17 protein-coding genes and 3 tRNA genes are annotated in these 15,404 nt (G+C 57.3%); 6 read left to right on the forward strand and 14 right to left on the reverse strand.

Annotated features, from left to right (window positions below; genetic code table 11):
- Positions 1-268: 268 nt before the first annotated feature.
- From AC2AXP_RS16520 to AC2AXP_RS16555, 8 genes are all read right to left on the reverse strand, one after another.
- On the reverse strand, positions 269-1,051 hold the full coding sequence (locus tag AC2AXP_RS16520) for a TatD family hydrolase (protein ID WP_484381811.1): 783 nt from the start codon (positions 1,049-1,051) through the stop codon (positions 269-271).
- The gene (locus tag AC2AXP_RS16525) at positions 1,048-2,166 is read right to left on the reverse strand and encodes a patatin-like phospholipase family protein (protein WP_039991200.1); all 1,119 of its coding nucleotides are present in this window, start codon (positions 2,164-2,166) and stop codon (positions 1,048-1,050) included. Before AC2AXP_RS16525 ends, AC2AXP_RS16520 begins: the two co-directional genes overlap by 4 nt.
- Before the next feature lie 10 nt (positions 2,167-2,176).
- A complete protein-coding gene (locus tag AC2AXP_RS16530) occupies positions 2,177-2,362 on the reverse strand; it encodes a CsbD family protein (RefSeq protein ID WP_039991202.1) in 186 nt (61 codons plus the stop codon).
- A 57-nt stretch (positions 2,363-2,419) separates the two neighbouring features.
- On the reverse strand, positions 2,420-2,581 hold the full coding sequence (locus AC2AXP_RS16535) for a DUF1328 domain-containing protein (protein WP_004955572.1): 162 nt from the start codon (positions 2,579-2,581) through the stop codon (positions 2,420-2,422).
- A gap of 151 nt (positions 2,582-2,732) precedes the next feature.
- Positions 2,733-3,347 carry a molecular chaperone OsmY gene (osmY, locus tag AC2AXP_RS16540; RefSeq protein WP_004955574.1) on the reverse strand — a complete coding sequence of 205 codons (615 nt, stop codon included), beginning with the start codon at positions 3,345-3,347 and terminating at the stop codon, positions 2,733-2,735.
- A gap of 504 nt (positions 3,348-3,851) precedes the next feature.
- Positions 3,852-5,441 carry a peptide chain release factor 3 gene (prfC, locus tag AC2AXP_RS16545; RefSeq protein ID WP_004955577.1) on the reverse strand — a complete coding sequence of 530 codons (1,590 nt, stop codon included), beginning with the start codon at positions 5,439-5,441 and terminating at the stop codon, positions 3,852-3,854.
- Positions 5,442-5,641: 200 nt separating this feature from the next.
- On the reverse strand, positions 5,642-6,085 hold the full coding sequence (rimI, locus tag AC2AXP_RS16550; protein WP_039991204.1) for a ribosomal protein S18-alanine N-acetyltransferase: 444 nt from the start codon (positions 6,083-6,085) through the stop codon (positions 5,642-5,644).
- On the reverse strand, positions 6,030-6,467 hold the full coding sequence (locus AC2AXP_RS16555) for a DNA polymerase III subunit psi (protein WP_004955584.1): 438 nt from the start codon (positions 6,465-6,467) through the stop codon (positions 6,030-6,032). Before AC2AXP_RS16555 ends, rimI begins: the two co-directional genes overlap by 56 nt.
- A 156-nt stretch (positions 6,468-6,623) precedes the next feature.
- On the opposite strand from AC2AXP_RS16555, the gene rsmC reads away from it, so the two are divergent.
- A complete protein-coding gene (rsmC, locus tag AC2AXP_RS16560) occupies positions 6,624-7,673 on the forward strand; it encodes a 16S rRNA (guanine(1207)-N(2))-methyltransferase RsmC (protein WP_484381812.1) in 1,050 nt (349 codons plus the stop codon).
- A 98-nt stretch (positions 7,674-7,771) separates the two neighbouring features.
- On the opposite strand, the gene AC2AXP_RS16565 is transcribed toward rsmC, so the two are convergent.
- Positions 7,772-8,764 (reverse strand): aldo/keto reductase, encoded by a 993-nt coding sequence (locus tag AC2AXP_RS16565; protein WP_004955589.1) that lies wholly within the window; start codon positions 8,762-8,764, stop codon positions 7,772-7,774.
- Positions 8,765-8,884: 120 nt separating this feature from the next.
- Here AC2AXP_RS16565 and AC2AXP_RS16570 point away from each other — a divergent pair, with 120 nt between their 5' ends.
- The 4 genes from AC2AXP_RS16570 to AC2AXP_RS16585 all read left to right on the forward strand — a co-directional run bounded on the left by AC2AXP_RS16570 (position 8,885) and on the right by AC2AXP_RS16585 (position 10,247).
- Positions 8,885-9,829 carry a LysR family transcriptional regulator gene (locus tag AC2AXP_RS16570; protein ID WP_004955591.1) on the forward strand — a complete coding sequence of 315 codons (945 nt, stop codon included), beginning with the start codon at positions 8,885-8,887 and terminating at the stop codon, positions 9,827-9,829.
- A 72-nt stretch (positions 9,830-9,901) separates the two neighbouring features.
- A tRNA-Leu gene (locus tag AC2AXP_RS16575) sits at positions 9,902-9,988 on the forward strand.
- Positions 9,989-10,028: 40 nt separating this feature from the next.
- Positions 10,029-10,115: transfer RNA gene (locus AC2AXP_RS16580), tRNA-Leu, on the forward strand.
- A gap of 45 nt (positions 10,116-10,160) precedes the next feature.
- Positions 10,161-10,247, forward strand: a tRNA-Leu gene (locus AC2AXP_RS16585).
- Positions 10,248-10,330: 83 nt separating this feature from the next.
- Here the strand turns inward: AC2AXP_RS16585 and AC2AXP_RS16590 are convergent.
- The gene (locus AC2AXP_RS16590; RefSeq protein WP_484381813.1) at positions 10,331-10,615 is read right to left on the reverse strand and encodes a DUF1435 domain-containing protein; all 285 of its coding nucleotides are present in this window, start codon (positions 10,613-10,615) and stop codon (positions 10,331-10,333) included.
- 368 nt (positions 10,616-10,983) lie between these two features.
- On the opposite strand from AC2AXP_RS16590, the gene AC2AXP_RS16595 reads away from it, so the two are divergent.
- Complete coding sequence (locus AC2AXP_RS16595; protein ID WP_004955598.1) at positions 10,984-12,060, forward strand: GGDEF domain-containing protein; 1,077 nt, start codon at positions 10,984-10,986, stop codon at positions 12,058-12,060.
- A gap of 4 nt (positions 12,061-12,064) precedes the next feature.
- Here the strand turns inward: AC2AXP_RS16595 and fucP are convergent, their stop codons facing one another.
- From fucP to AC2AXP_RS16615, 4 genes are all read right to left on the reverse strand, one after another.
- The gene (gene fucP / locus AC2AXP_RS16600; protein WP_039991209.1) at positions 12,065-13,294 is read right to left on the reverse strand and encodes an L-fucose:H+ symporter permease; all 1,230 of its coding nucleotides are present in this window, start codon (positions 13,292-13,294) and stop codon (positions 12,065-12,067) included.
- Positions 13,295-13,431: 137 nt separating this feature from the next.
- The gene (locus tag AC2AXP_RS16605; RefSeq protein ID WP_004955603.1) at positions 13,432-13,791 is read right to left on the reverse strand and encodes an L-rhamnose mutarotase; all 360 of its coding nucleotides are present in this window, start codon (positions 13,789-13,791) and stop codon (positions 13,432-13,434) included.
- Positions 13,788-14,564 (reverse strand): L-fucose dehydrogenase, encoded by a 777-nt coding sequence (locus AC2AXP_RS16610; protein WP_484381814.1) that lies wholly within the window; start codon positions 14,562-14,564, stop codon positions 13,788-13,790. Before AC2AXP_RS16610 ends, AC2AXP_RS16605 begins: the two co-directional genes overlap by 4 nt.
- Positions 14,542-15,399 carry an amidohydrolase family protein gene (locus tag AC2AXP_RS16615; RefSeq protein ID WP_004955606.1) on the reverse strand — a complete coding sequence of 286 codons (858 nt, stop codon included), beginning with the start codon at positions 15,397-15,399 and terminating at the stop codon, positions 14,542-14,544. The genes AC2AXP_RS16610 and AC2AXP_RS16615 overlap by 23 nt, the downstream gene beginning before the upstream one ends.
- Positions 15,400-15,404 lie beyond the last annotated feature (5 nt).

The raw sequence follows: 15,404 nt of genomic DNA on the forward strand, positions 1-15,404 counted from the left end.
ACATATAACCAAAGCTGTAAAAATAATTATTTGAGCAAAATCACATATCGTTAACATTAAGCTTAAAAATGCTACAAATACGGATCGCGATCCCATTCTACGGCATCGTCGATCCACGCAGATCCACTGACCTCAGTCGGCGCAGGCAATGGCAAATCCGGCAATTTGCCGGCCGCAACGCGCGCGCATTCGGCCGCCGGGCAGCGTCTAACGAAAATGCAGGGGTTAACAGAAACGGAAACTCAGGTGGGGGGATAGATCGACCTATTCAAGCCACTGGCATAAACAGGGTTTCAGCGTTATGTTGCAGCTGGGCGGCGATTTCATCCGCTGATTCGCAACGCAGCAGACACAGCGCCTCAAACACCTCGGCGGCGCGCTCTGGCCGGTTGGGCTGCCCCTGGTAACCGGCTAACGGCATATCCGGCGCGTCGGTTTCCAGCAACAGCGAGGTCAGCGGCAATTGCGCCATCACCGCCCGGGTCTTTTGCGCCCGCTCATAGCTGATGGTACCGCCGACACCAATAGAGTAGCCCAGGCGGATAAACGCCTGCGCCTGCGACAAACTGCCGGCAAACCCGTGTACCACGCCACAACGCGGCACCTCGGTTCGGCGTAATAGCGCAGCCAGCGGATCGTGGCTGCGGCGCGAATGCAGGATCACCGGCAAATCATAGCGTGCTGCCAGTTTAAGCTGGGCAGTCAGTAGCTGCTGCTGTCGCTCGAACTGCGGCGCTGGCATGTACAGATCGAGGCCGATTTCGCCGACGGCCACCAGCTTGTCCGGTTTGCCAGCCAACAACGCCGCCAGCTGTTCCAACTGTTGGTCGTGGTGCTGCGCGATATACAGCGGATGCAGCCCGAGCGCGGCGTACAGCGGTGAATAATCCTTGGCCAATTGCAGTACGCGCGCAAAACGATCGGCGGTCACCGTCGGCACAATAATACGCTGCACCCCGGCTGCCACAGCGCGTTGCAGGCTTCCTGCCTCGTTGCCGGCAAACGGCGGGAAGTCGAAGTGGCAATGGGTATCGGTAAAACAGCGGCTCATAGCGTCTCTCCACCGCTGGCCGACTGGCCGTGCGGCAAGACGATCTGCGGCTGAGCGTCCGGTTGGGTACCGCTGGCAGCAACGGGCGTACGCGCCACCTCGCTGACAATCGGCGACGGCATCGCTACGCTGTCCGGCTGAATTAAACGGCGCGACAGCGGCGTTTTCACCGCGATGCCGTCGGCTTTTTCCTGTTCCAGCAGCCAGTGGCCGACCGTAGCCAGGAAGTAACGCCCGCAGCGCCGCCCCAGATGATAATCGCGATTCAACGCCGAAACCTTGCTGCCCAGCGCATTACTGGCCAACGGTTTCGGCGGGAATATTTCGAAGATGCGCAAGTCACCCGGCGGCTTTTCAATAAACTGCTGAATACGATGGTAGCTCTGCTCATGGTGCTGCATCACCCGCACCATCTGTTGCAGGCTGCTTTCACCCAGCCACTGCTCCATGCGCTTCATCCACTGCGGCGTGTAATACATTTGCGATGGCACGGTGCGGATCACCACGATGGTATCGGCGCCGCGCCGATAGGCTTCTTCCACCGGGATGGCATCGCTGATGCCGCCATCCTGATAGCTGATGCCGTCCAGCTCTACGCCCAGACGGTAAAAACCGGGGATCGCGCTGGACGCCTTGATCGCCGGCAACCAACTGTCACGCTGCGCCGGCAGATAGGTTGGCTCAAAATTATCGCTGCGGCAGGCACACATCAGAAATTCCCGTCCGTCGATCAGCTGCTTTTCGGCAACGTCCATCGCCAGCGGCAATTGCTGCGAGGTAATGTCCACCAGCCAGTCGAGATCGATCAGATGCCCACCGCGCACAAAACGCAGCGGGTTAAAGAAATTTGCCGTAGTGGTGTAGCGGGTGATGACCCGACGCGCGTAGCCTAACTGGCCACAGACAAAGGCTGACAGGTTTTGCGCGCCAGCGGAGGTGCCGATCATCAGCTCGAAAGGGTTAAAGCGGGCCCGCTGGAATTCGTCCAGCACGCCGGCGGTGAAAATACCGCGCTGCCCGCCCCCTTCACAGACCAGCGCCATTTTACCGGGCCGGTATGGTTTATACGCCAGTGGCTCTATATTGCCGAGCGTGATGGGTATTCTGTATCCCAACCCGATATCCTCAATGTGGTGTTTTGACTGAGGATACCTCTTCTTGCCCTCTTCCGTAATCTTCTTGCAGTACACCAGACAGGCAGTCATTACTTCCCGCCAGCCATGCACAATCGCTGCCGGAGAACTCGGCCCAGGCCTGCCAGACCTGGCCTTTCAGCTGTTTCCAGCGTCCGAGAATGATGTCGCTGTTCATGACTTGCCTCCCTACTGCAAGAAAAGGGCTTAAGCTTTGTTACAATTTGAGAGCAGGCTAAGGACGTCGGCGACCGGTAAACAGGCTCACCAGGAACAGGATGATACCGACAACAAAGACGATTTTAGCCGCCCAGGCTGCGGTTCCCGCCAGCGTACCAAACCCCAGCGCGGCGGCAATCAGTGCGATGACTAAAAAGATAATGCCCCAACGAAACATAAGCCTCTCCTTACCATAGTGAAAAAACGCATCGCAGCCTGTCGGTTGCCCAAACAGGCAACGTAAAATCAGGCCGCGGGTTATTCTATTTTTGTGGTACTTCCCGGGCAGTGGCCCGGGAATTGATGCTTGCTGTTACGGGTATTGCCGATTACGGTTTGACCACCAGATCGTTCTTGACGCTCTTCACGCCATCAATCGCCTTGGCGATGCTTTCGGCACGATCGGACTGCGCCTGTGATTTCACTTCACCAGATAGCTGAACCACGCCTTCGGTGGTTTCTACTTTCACATTGCGTGAAGGCACGATATCGTCTGCCAGCAATTTGGCTTTCAGTTCGCTGGTGGTTGCAGTATCACCAGCGTACGACTTAACAGACTGTTTATCTTCATCTTTCACGTGCAGCTTGTCGCTGACGGATTTTACGCCTTCTACTTTACCGGCCACTTCAACCGCGTGCTCGGCCTGTGCCTGGCTGCCGACGAAACCGCTCAGCGTCACCACGCCCTGCTCCGTTTTCACGGAAATATCGGTGCTTTTGATGCTGTCATCGTCTACCAGTGCACTTTTAACTTTAGCCGTTGTTGCGCTGTCATCCATGTAGCCGTCGACTTTTTTCATGGAGCTATCGATTTTGGCGCCAGTGCTGTCAGCTGCGCTGGTTGCTTTATTGAGCAGCGTATCTTCAGCCAGAGCACTACCACTAACCAGAACGGAACCCAACACGACAGCCATCAGCGAATGTGCAAACTTGGTCTTTTTCATCGATCTCTTCCTTTTGTTGTGAATCCAAACCTACTGCGGATTCTTCCGCCACGACATGATGTGGCTCACTCATGAATACTTCACGATATCTATTCGATCGGTAGTTCATGCCAAGAGTATTGCAACCGCCGTGCCAATCCTTCAACCGCTATATAAATCAATAAGATAATTAAATGCGCTCAAAAAACACGCCGATTACTGTCGCTTATAAACGACAATTTTGGCTAACCACGGTGACAGTATCGATAACTTACTGATATTTAACAGTTCAAATTGTCTCTGATTGGCAACACTACCGAATAACACGCTACCGATCGCACAAATACCAGTGATTTTCGCTTTAAGCGAGGCAAATACACCCTGTTAAATATAGACCATTGGCCGAAGTTTGCCGGTAAAGGCGGAAGATTCTGAAGCAGCTAAAGCGCGGGAACTGATGAGGCGGGTTAACTAATAAAGCAAGGTAACGGCCTGGCTATTGCAAGAGCCAGGCCGTGGACGGTATTAATGCTCGCGCGTCTTGCGGAAGGTCACATCCGGGTAACGTTCCTGCGTCAGGTTGAGGTTAACCATGGTAGGTGCGATATACGACAGGTTGTCGCCGCCGTCCAACGCCAGGTTCTGCTCGTTCTTGCGCTTGAATTCTTCGAACTTCTTCACGTCGGCGCATTCAACCCAGCGCGCGGTGGAGACGTTAACCGATTCGTACAGCGCTTCCACGTTGTATTCGGTCTTCAGACGCGCTACCACCACGTCGAACTGCAGTACGCCGACCGCGCCCACGATCAGATCGTTGTTGGCTATCGGGCGGAATACCTGCACTGCGCCTTCCTCAGACAGCTGTACCAGCCCCTTCAGCAACTGTTTCTGCTTCAGCGGATCGCGCAGGCGAATACGACGGAACAGTTCCGGTGCAAAGTTCGGAATACCGGTAAACTTCATGTCTTCACCCTGGGTGAAGGTATCGCCGATTTGAATGGTGCCGTGGTTATGCAGGCCGATGATGTCGCCTGGATAGGCTTCTTCAACGTGCGAACGGTCACCCGCCATAAAGGTCAGCGCGTCGGAAATCACCACGTCTTTACCGGTACGCACCTGGCGCAACTTCATGCCTTTCTCGTAGCGGCCGGAAACCACGCGCATGAACGCCACGCGGTCACGGTGTTTCGGATCCATATTGGCCTGGATTTTAAACACGAAACCGGTGAATTTCTCTTCGGCTGCCACCACCTCACGGGTGTCGGTTTTACGCGGCATCGGCGCTGGCGCCCAGGCCACCAGACCGTCGAGCATATGGTCAACGCCAAAGTTACCCAGCGCCGTACCAAAGAATACCGGCGTCAGTTCACCGGCCAGGAACGCCTCCTGCTCGAACTCGTGCGAAGCGCCCTGTACCAGCTCCAGTTCTTCGCGCAGTTGAGCCGCCAGGTCTTCACCGACCGCAGCGTCCAGATCCGGGTTGTTCAACCCTTTGATCATCCGCACTTCCTGAATGGTGTGGCCTTTACCGGTCTGATAAAGATAGGTTTCGTCTTTATACAGGTGGTAAACCCCTTTAAACAGCTTGCCGCAGCCGATAGGCCAGGTGATCGGCGAACAGGCGATCTTCAGCTCGCGTTCGACTTCGTCCATCACTTCCATTGGGTCGCGAATATCACGGTCGAGCTTGTTCATAAAGGTCAGGATCGGCGTATCGCGCAGACGGGTCACTTCCATCAGCTTGCGGGTACGATCCTCAACGCCTTTTGCTGCGTCGATCACCATCAGACAGCAGTCCACCGCGGTCAGGGTACGGTAGGTATCTTCCGAGAAGTCCTCGTGCCCCGGGGTGTCCAGCAGGTTGACCAGGCTATCGCGGTACGGGAACTGCATCACCGAGGTGGTGATCGAAATACCACGCTGCTTTTCCATTTCCATCCAGTCGGATTTGGCGTGCTGGCTGGAGCCGCGCCCCTTGACCGTACCGGCGGTCTGGATAGCCTGTCCGAACAGCAGCACCTTTTCGGTAATGGTGGTTTTACCGGCATCGGGGTGCGAGATGATGGCGAAGGTTCTTCTTTTTGAGACTTCGCGGGCGAATTCACTAGGAGACATGTTTTTCACGTTTCTACGGTTAGTCCGCCCTGCATCATCGGAACGCGCCGATCACGGCGCCAGGCAAAGCGGTGATAAAAAGATAATAGCCGGTTATTTTCGCTGATTTGGCAACCGGTGACAATCAATGGATGCCGCAGCGCCGGATTAATTGGTCAATGCAGACCGAAGTCTGGAAATGACGTGCCCAATGCCGGCGCTTACCCCAACGGCAGCGCCATCACGATGGCGTCTTCGCGGCCGCCGACGCCAGGATAATAGTTGCGGCGCACGGTGACCTCGTTGAAGCCTAGGCGATCGTAAAGCGCAATTGCACCGGCATTCGAGGCGCGAACCTCCAGCCACAGCGTCAGGATGCCGCGGCTTTCCAACTGCGCGATCAACGCATCCAGCAGCGCACGGCCATAGCCCCGGCGTTGCCATTGCGGAGCAATGGCGATATTGAACAGCGTCGCTTCGTCGAGTACGAGCTGGGTGATGGCAAACCCCGCCATCTGCCCGGCGGTTTCCAGTTTCAGATTGAGATAGCGTTCGCCCTGATTGCTGGCGAGCGTGGCTTCGCTCCAGGGAAAGGCATGACTGGCCTGTTCAATCGTCAATGCGCTGGCCAGATCGGCCGTCGTCAGGGAAGAAATGGTGTTCATAATGACAAATCTGCTGCCAGAGAGCGCGTTTGGCACTCGCGTCTAAAGAAAGCTCGGCCAACGCCGGGCTGGATAACTGCGCACCGGCGAGCACGAGCGGCTCTGTAATGCCCAGCCGCCAACTGTTGCATTCGCTATCGTCCGGCAGCATCGCTGCCTGTTCCGGCGTCAGACAGTAGGCTTGCGCCGGGGTCAGCCCCAGGCTGCGCAACACGTCGCAAAACAGCGGATCGCCGGCCTCTGGCAGGGGGGAAGCCACCACCACCAGTCGAGCTTCCGCCGGCAAATGGACCGCCACTTCGCCTTGCAACACCCCCGGGCGGCGCAATGTCCACTGCGTAATACCCAGTTGTTGTAACAGCCAGTCGCGTTGAGATGCCATACCGATTCCTGTAGGGAGCTACCGTTAATGCGCGTTGCGCGCCATATGCTAACAAACCCGCGCGGCCAACGCACCTGCGGCTTGTAACAAGACGGGTATAAATTATCACCGCAACGCTCTATAATCGCCGGCTTAATCTTGAGGAGCCAAAACCTGATGTCTGCATTAACCCCCGCCAGCGAAGTGATGCTGCGCCACAGTGATGAATTTACCGAACGTCGCGTGCTGTTCGCCGGTGATCTGCAAGATACGCTGCCGGCGCAATTTGAGGCCGTGGACGTACGCGTTCATACCCAGCAATATCATCATTGGCAGTTATTAAACCGTGCGATGGGTGACAACGTGCAATTCGGCCTGACGGTCGACGCAGCCTTCGTTGCCGAATGCGATACGCTGGTTTACTACTGGCCAAAGAGCAAACAGGAAGCGCAATTCCAGCTGTGCAATCTGCTGGCACTGCTGCCGGTCGGCGCAGAGGTGTTTGTCGTCGGTGAAAACCGCAGCGGCGTACGCAGTGCCGAACAGACCGTCGAAGGCCACGTCACACTGGCGAAAATCGACAGCGCGCGCCGCTGCGGTCTGTATCATGGCCGGATCGACGCCCAGACCACCTTCGATCTGAACGACTGGTGGGACAGCTACCCGTTGCACGATCTGGAAGTAAAAACCCTGCCAGGGGTGTTTAGCCGCGACGGGCTGGACGTCGGCAGTTCCCTGCTGTTGTCGACGCTGGACAAACACATGAAGGGCAAAGTGCTCGACGTCGGCTGTGGCGCCGGTGTGATGGCCAGCGTGATGGCTAGAATGTCGCCAAAGGTGAAGCTGACGCTGAGTGACGTTAACGCCGCCGCAATAGAATCCAGCCGCGCGACGCTGGCTGCCAACGGCATCGACGGCGAAGTGATCGTCAGCAACGTCTATTCCGACATTAGCGGCCGTTTTGACATGATCATCTCCAACCCGCCATTCCACGACGGGTTGGCAACCAGCCTGACGGCGGCCGAAACCCTGATCCGCGGCGCGTTAAAGCACCTGCCGATTGGCGGTCACTTACGCATCGTCGCCAACGCCTTCCTGCCGTACCCGGATATTCTGGACGCCACCTTCGGCAGCCATGAGGTACTGGCGCAGAACGGCCGCTTCAAGGTCTATCAGGCTACCGTTGGCCGCCCACCGCGTGATGCGAAGAAGAAGAAAAAGAAATAACCACGCCCGCCATGGAAAAATGCCGCCCAGTTAGCCCTGCGCGGCATTTTTTTTTGCCTGGCCAGGGCGCTGCCAACGGCGGCGCCCGTCACGTTGTATCAGCCGTTAATGTAGGTCATGGCTTCTTCGCCATAGCGCGCCCCCGCCGCTGCCTGCAGCGGGAACACCGCCTCGATCGCCGCCAGCTCCTGTTCGCTCAGGGTGATCGAGGTTGCGGCGACGTTTTCTTCCAGATAACGCCGGCGTTTGGTGCCGGGGATCGGCACGATATGTTCGCCCTGCGCCATCACCCAGGCCAATGCCAGCTGTGACGGCGTGACCCCCTTGCTGCGTGCCAGTTCGCCGACCTTGTCCACCAGCGCCAGATTGCGGGCAAAATTGTCCCCTTGAAAACGCGGATTGCTGCGACGGAAGTCATCCTCAGCCAGATCGTCAGGCCGTTGAATCGCGCCGGTCAGAAAACCACGCCCCAGAGGGCTATAGGCCACAAAACCAATCCCCAGACGTTCACAGGCAGCCAGTTGCCCCTGCTCGGCGTCGCGTGTCCACAGTGAATATTCGCTCTGTAATGCGGTAATCGGATGAACGCGGTGGGCGCGTTCCAACGTTTCCACCGACGCCTCGCTCAGGCCAATATGGCGGATTTTTCCCTCGGTAATCAGATCCGCCATCGTACCGATCACTTCTTCGATCGGCACCTGCGGATCGACCCGGTGCTGATAGTAAAGATCGATAGTCTCTACCCCCAGCCGTTGCAGACTGCCTTCTACCGAGCGGCGGATATAGGCCGGCTGGCTGCTGACGCCGCGGGCATGCGGATCGGACGGATCGCGCACGATGCCGAATTTGGTCGCCAGAAACACCTGCTCGCGCTTGCCCTTGATCGCCTTGCCGATCAGTTGCTCATTGGTATGCGGTCCATACATATCGGCGGTATCCAGCAGCGTGACGCCCAGATCCAACGCACGATGCAGCGTCGCGATAGCTTCTTTTTCATCTTGATCGGTGGAATAGAAATCGCTCATCCCCATGCAGCCCAACCCCTGCGCAGAAACGCTTGGACCCTTGGCGCCTAATTTTCGCTGTTGCATCGTTGTTGCCTCATCAATCGGGTAAATGTCGATACAGAGTGTGGTTGTTGGCGCAGGAAAGATAAATAATGCATATTGCTCAACACTGTTCAAAAAACGCTAACAATCTCGGACGGTCCGATGGATCAGATTCAGGCAATGCGCATCTTCACGCGAATCGTCGAACTGGGTAGCTTCAGCCGCGCGGCCGAGCGCCTGCAACTGCCGCGTGCCACGGTCAGCAACACGCTGAAACGGCTGGAGCAGCGGCTCGGCGTGCGGCTGCTGATCCGCACCACTCGGCAGGTCAACGTCACCCACGAGGGCACCTTGTACTATCAGCGCTGCATTCAACTGCTGGGTGCGCTGGAAGAAGCCGATACGCTGTTTAGCCAGCAGAAGCTGCAGCCGTCGGGCAAAGTACGTATCGATATGCCGCATTCGCTGGCGCGTGAAATCGTCATTCCGGCGCTGGGGGATTTTTATCAGCGCTATCCGCAAATCACCCTGGCGCTCGGTGCTAACGATAGCCACGTCGATTTGCTACGCGAAGGGGTCGACTGCGTGTTACGCGCCTGGGAAACCGAAGACGACAGCCTGATAGCCCGGCAGATCACCGCAATGCCGCAACTGACCTGCGCCTCGCCGGCCTATTTGCAGCACTACGGCGTACCGCAGTCGATCGACGATCTGCATCATCACCATGCGGTGGGCTATTTCTCTCTCGCCACCAACCGCGACTATCCGCTGGAATTCTGCCGCCATGGCAAGCTGGAGCTGCGCGAACTGCCCAGCCGGCTGAGCGTCAGCGGGGCAGATGCCTATATCAGCGGCTGCCGTGCCGGTTTGGGGCTGATACAGGCGGCGCGCTATTCGCTGTCGCCGTGGCTGAAGCGCGGCGATCTGGTAGAGGTTTTGGCACAGACGCCACCGCCACCGATGCCGATTTACATTATGTATCCCCCCGGCCGCTTCCTTGCTCCTCGCGTGCGGGTGCTGATCGATTGGCTGATTACACTGTTCGAAGCGCATCAAAAGCAACGAGATGACGCTTTTTCCAGCAAACGCCCGCAATCACCGAAATAACAGTTGACGTCCCCGCCAAAATCTCTAGAATTCGCCCCCGTGGTGACATTATTACGGTAATGTTTCTGGTACGCGAAGGTGGCGGAATTGGTAGACGCGCTAGCTTCAGGTGTTAGTGTCCTTACGGACGTGAGGGTTCAAGTCCCTCTCTTCGCACCAAATAACCACGCGATTGACATTTATATTGCACAGCATCTGTGCGAAGGTGGCGGAATTGGTAGACGCGCTAGCTTCAGGTGTTAGTGTTCTTACGGACGTGAGGGTTCAAGTCCCTCTCTTCGCACCACGCTGGTGACAATATAAATCAAATCGACGCAACAACATCGGCTGTGCGAAGGTGGCGGAATTGGTAGACGCGCTAGCTTCAGGTGTTAGTGTCCTTACGGACGTGAGGGTTCAAGTCCCTCTCTTCGCACCAATCGATGCTCTCTCCGGCAGTACCTCATCCAACTTTCCCTGTAAGCGCAAGAAACGATACGTTTAAACGTGGTTTGGTGCTATTCAGTCGATATTCAAATGCAGTCCAATTGCCGCCAGACCGCCGGCTAATGCCATGCATGACGGCAACAGCAGATAGTGTCGCCAGCGACTGTTGAACAGCATCACCAGCGTCGCCAGCATGGCAATGACGATCAGACTGCGCAATTGCACCATGTCCAGGTTGACCAAAGCCAGCACTGGCAACAAGGCACAGGGCAACAGTACGCCCCAGGCGCTGGCCAACCGGTCGCCCAGACACCAGCTCACACCCCACAGCCCGCACGCGGTAATCATGGCGGCAATCATGATAACCCCACCCTTCAAGTGATAATGATAACCAATATCATATACCAGTTTTTTTCGCCCTGCACCTATTTAACCGTCAACCGCTTTCCCGGATGACAGAACGGCGAAAAAATGATAGTTTGACATAAGAAAATTCTTAGAATCATTGCGCGTTAATAATCACCCGTTAAAACTATAGTCAACGTCATTCAAGTTACGGCGAAGCGGCAACTGCCAGCCGCTAGCAGGGTTCAATGGCCGGGATAAGCGCGTGCAGCCAGCCAACATGCGACGTGAGATATAACGGATATATTCACGCAAGTAATGTTTATCACTTGCCCAGAATTTTCAATAACCTCACTATTTGATTGGTAAAGAGTAAACTCCGTATGAACGCGCGTTCTTATCAGGAACTGCTGACCAGCAAGCATCGATTATCGTTATTCCTTTTCTTGTTGATGAATGCGGCCTCTTCAATATTTACGTTATTGATGCCTTTCAAAAATACGCCGGTCATTACCTTGCCACTGATGGGGATCCCCTTATTCTGTTTGGCTGCCATGGCATACACGGTATTTTGTCCGCGCCAATACGTGCGGAAACTGCATGTGTTCGCCGCTATCCTCGGCGTACTGTGGGCGGCGCATATTTATTTAAAAAGCCGTTACTGCGTACCGGATAGCCAAAATTTTTTATTAATTAGCCTATTCAGCATGTTTTTTATCAGCGCCATTGCGCTGACCGATAATTTCGTCGCTTTTTGCCTGCATTCGGTGCCTTCCGCCATCACCATTTTGCTGCTGGATGGCATGAATAATACCGTGCGCATCGTGTTTACCTCGGTGCTGCCCATCATCGCTTTTTCAATCCATCATCTGATGTTGAAACGCAGCGAAGCCTTTACCCAGGCGCTGGTCGCCAACCTGTATGACGAACGTGACAAACTCAGCGATCTCAGCATGCTCGATCCGCTCACCGGGCTGTATAACCGTCGCGGGCTGGAAAACAAACTCAACCAACTGCTGGCACCGACCGCCGGCCGTCATTTCGTGGTACTGCTGGATATCGATCGCTTCAAGGCCTACAACGACAACTATGGCCACACCATGGGCGATCAAGCGCTGGTGCAGGTTGCCGCGGCCATCCGCGACGCGGTGCGTTCACGGGATATCGTGGTGCGCTATGGCGGGGAAGAGTTCCTGGTACTGCTGACCAACGTCAGCGAAGCCTATGCGGCACAACTGGCAGAACGCGTACGTCAGCGGGTGTTGGGCTTGCAGATCCCGCATCGCTTCAACCAGTTGGCCACTACCACCGTCACGCTCAGCGCCGGCATTTCAGCGCTGGACCAACTGGACGTGAAGTCGGCTATTCGTGCCGCGGATGCCGCGCTGTACCAGGCCAAGGGCAACGGTCGCAATACCATTCAACTGGCGGAAAACGCCCAGTCCGCGCCCCTGGCCTGAAGCCTCAGTATCGGCGTTGGCGGATGCCATAGGCCAGCACCACGATAAAGCACAGCAGCGGCAAGACGTAAGAAATGGCGGTGCTGTAGTGGTCAGCGATGGCCCCCATAAAATACGGCATGATGGCACCGCCGACGATCGCCATGATCATGAAGGAACTGGCGCGTTTGGTATGCTTGCCCATGTTCTTCACCCCGAGGGCGAAAATGGTCGGGAACATGATCGACATAAAGAAGAATACCGCGATCAACGCCACCACCGACACACCGTCAATGCTCATCATCACCACCCCGCACAGCAGGATATTGATCAACGAATAGCAGGCCAGCAGCGTCGCCGGCTTGACCCGCCCCATCAACCAGGTGCTGAAGAAACGGCCAATCATAAAGCAGATCATCGCGATGGAAAGCAGATAGGACGCGCTCTGGTTGGACACGTCATCCCAGTGTTCGGTGGCATAGTTGATAAAGAACGCCCCGACGCCGACCTGCGCTGCCACATAGAAGAATTGGGTAATCACCCCGCCGACAAAATGCGCATGCTGCCAGAGCCCCTGCGCCACCACGCCATGCGGCAGCGGCTCTTCTTCGCGAATGTCAGGCAGCCGGGTACGGCTGAACAGCAAGGCGATGCCCAGCACCAGTACCGCAATCGCCACGTAGGTCATTTTCACCATGTTTTGATCGCCGCCGCTGGCGCTTTGCGTCGCCGAAAAGAACAACGTGCCGCCGATCATCGGGCCGATAAACTGCCCCAGCCCGTTGAACGACTGTGCCAGGTTCAGCCGACGTTCCGCGCCTTTGGCATCGCCCAGTACCGTGGCATACGGGTTGGCCGCCGTTTCCAGACAGCCAAGGCCACAGGCAATCACAAACAGCGCCAGCAGGAACAGCGCAAAGCTGTTGGCCGAAGCGGCCGGCACAAACAGCAACGCGCCGACGGCATACAGACACAGACCAATCAGAATCCCGGCCTTATAGCCGCGTTTATCCATAAAATAGCCGGCAGGCAACGCCACCAGGAAATAGGCGCCAAAATACGCCGCCTGCAATAATCCCGATTGCGCCTTGGTGACGTGCAGCGTTTCCTGGAAATGTTTATTCAACACGTCCAACAAGCCATAAGACAGGCCCCACATAAAGAACAGACTGGTGACCAAAATAAAGGCCCAGCGCAGATTGGCGCGCGCGTTGGCCCCCACTTGCGCAGGCGCAGCGGTTTTATCAGCAAGCATGATATTATCCTCGTAGAGTACTTTCATACACCGGGCTGCCGCGACAATAGCGCGCGTTCACCCCGGCCGCGCCCTGTAGCAGCCTTGCCGGAGATTCGCTGCGCCACCTTTCGCCGCAACTCGAATGATATTGGCTATTATTGTTTTGCTAATGAAAATATCTGTTCCATTGCCACCCATTTCTCGCCCGGCGGCGTCCAGGGCGTGGCAACCTGGTATTGCCACATCAGCGCTTCCCAGCGCTGCACATCGGGATGATTGCGGCTGTCGGCAGCAAAGCGTTCGGCATCAAATTCCGCGCTGACCTCGACAATCATGAATAGCCGGGTGCCGATGCGGTAAATCTCCATCTCCAGAATGCCCTGGTGGCGCAGGTGTTCGGCAATCTGCGGCCAGATGCGTTGATGATGACGCTGATACTCGGCAATCAGCGCCGGTGAATCGACCAGATCGAGCGCCTGGCAAAAGCGCCGTCGGGAAGTCGCCGCGCCGCTCATGTGATGGCCCGATCGAGATGCAGATAGCCGCCGTCTACCGACATCCATTGGCCGGTGGTGTGCGAACTGCGACTGGAAATCAGAAACACCACGGTATTGGCGATCTCCTGCGGCGTGGTCATGCGCTGCCCCAGCGGAATGCGCGCGGTGATTTTTTCCAGTTGCTGCTGCGGTTGCTCAAAGGTGTTGATCCAGCGCTGGTACTGCGGGGTAATCACTTCCGCCGGCACCACCGCATTGACCCGTACGCCGTCCGCCCGCAGCGACACCGCCCACTCGCGCGTCAACGCCAGCACCGCCCCCTTGGCGGCGGTATAGCCGCTGGTACCGCCCTGGCCGCTGAGCGCGGTTTTCGAGGCGATATTGATGATGGTGCCGTGGCTGGCCCGGAGCGCCGCCTGGCACAGATGCGCCAGTTGGTAATAATGCATCAGGTTCTTTTCCAGCGATCCGAGAAACGCCTCGCGACCGGCCTCCAACCCGACGCCGTCGTTTACCCCGGCATTGTTCACCAGACCGTCCAGCCGGCCGTACTGTTCCAGCGCCTGCGACACCGCGCGTTGGCACTCCGCCTCGCTGCACAGATCGGCGATCGTCACGCTGCTGCGCGGTTGCAGACGTTTGAGCTGGGCAAGGAACTCATCATCCGGCATGACATTGGTGACAATAACCGGCACCGCGCCCTCTTCCGCCAGCGTCAGCGAAATCGCCGCGCCGATGCCGGAGCCGCCGCCGGTCACCATCACTACTTTATCGTTGAGATATAAATTCATCGTCAGATCCCGTTAAACCATAAACCCGGCAGGCCGTGCCGCCCCAGATCGCCGCCTGCTGCGACGGGCTGAGCGTAGCCACCCCCTGCTCACATAGTTGATAAACCTGCTGATATTCACCGGCCAACAGGCACACCGGCCAGTCGGAACCGAACATCAACCGCTGCGGGCCGAAGGCCTCCAGCGCCGCCTCGAAGAAAGGCAGCAGTTGCCCGGCCTGCCAGTGACCGCCGGGCACTTCGGTGATCAGCCCCGACAGCTTGCACGCCACGTGCGGCAGTGCCGCCAGCGGTGCGATCTGCCGGGCCCAATGCGCCGCGCCGCGCGCCACGTCCGGCTTGCCGAGATGATCGAGCACCAGCCAGTGATCGTCATGGCGAGCGGCGAACGCCGCCGCCGCTGCCAAATGTCGGTGCGTCACCAGCAGGTCATAGACGCAGCCGTGCCGCTGGAGCAGACCCATGCCACGTTGCACCGCCGGCAGCGCCAGCCAGTCCGCCGGATCCGGCTCATCCTGCACCAGGTGCCGCACGCCGCACAGCAGCGGGTGGCGCGCCGCCAGACGCTCATCCAGCGCCGGCGCGGTGATGTCCAGCCAGCCAACCACGCCACACACCCCGTCGAGCTGTGCCGCCTGTGCCAGCAACCCGGCATTTTCCGCCTCGCTGTGCCGTGCCTGCACCAGCAGCGCGCCGTCCAGCCGATGCTGCTGCAACAGCGGTTGCAGCTGCGCCGGGCCGAAATCCTGCTGGAGCACCGCCATACCGTCGTCAATCCACGGGTAGTGCTGCGGCTGGTAGCGCCAATAATGCTGATGGGCGTCGATGCGCAACATGCCGC

Source organism: Serratia sp. Sp408 (assembly GCF_057180665.1).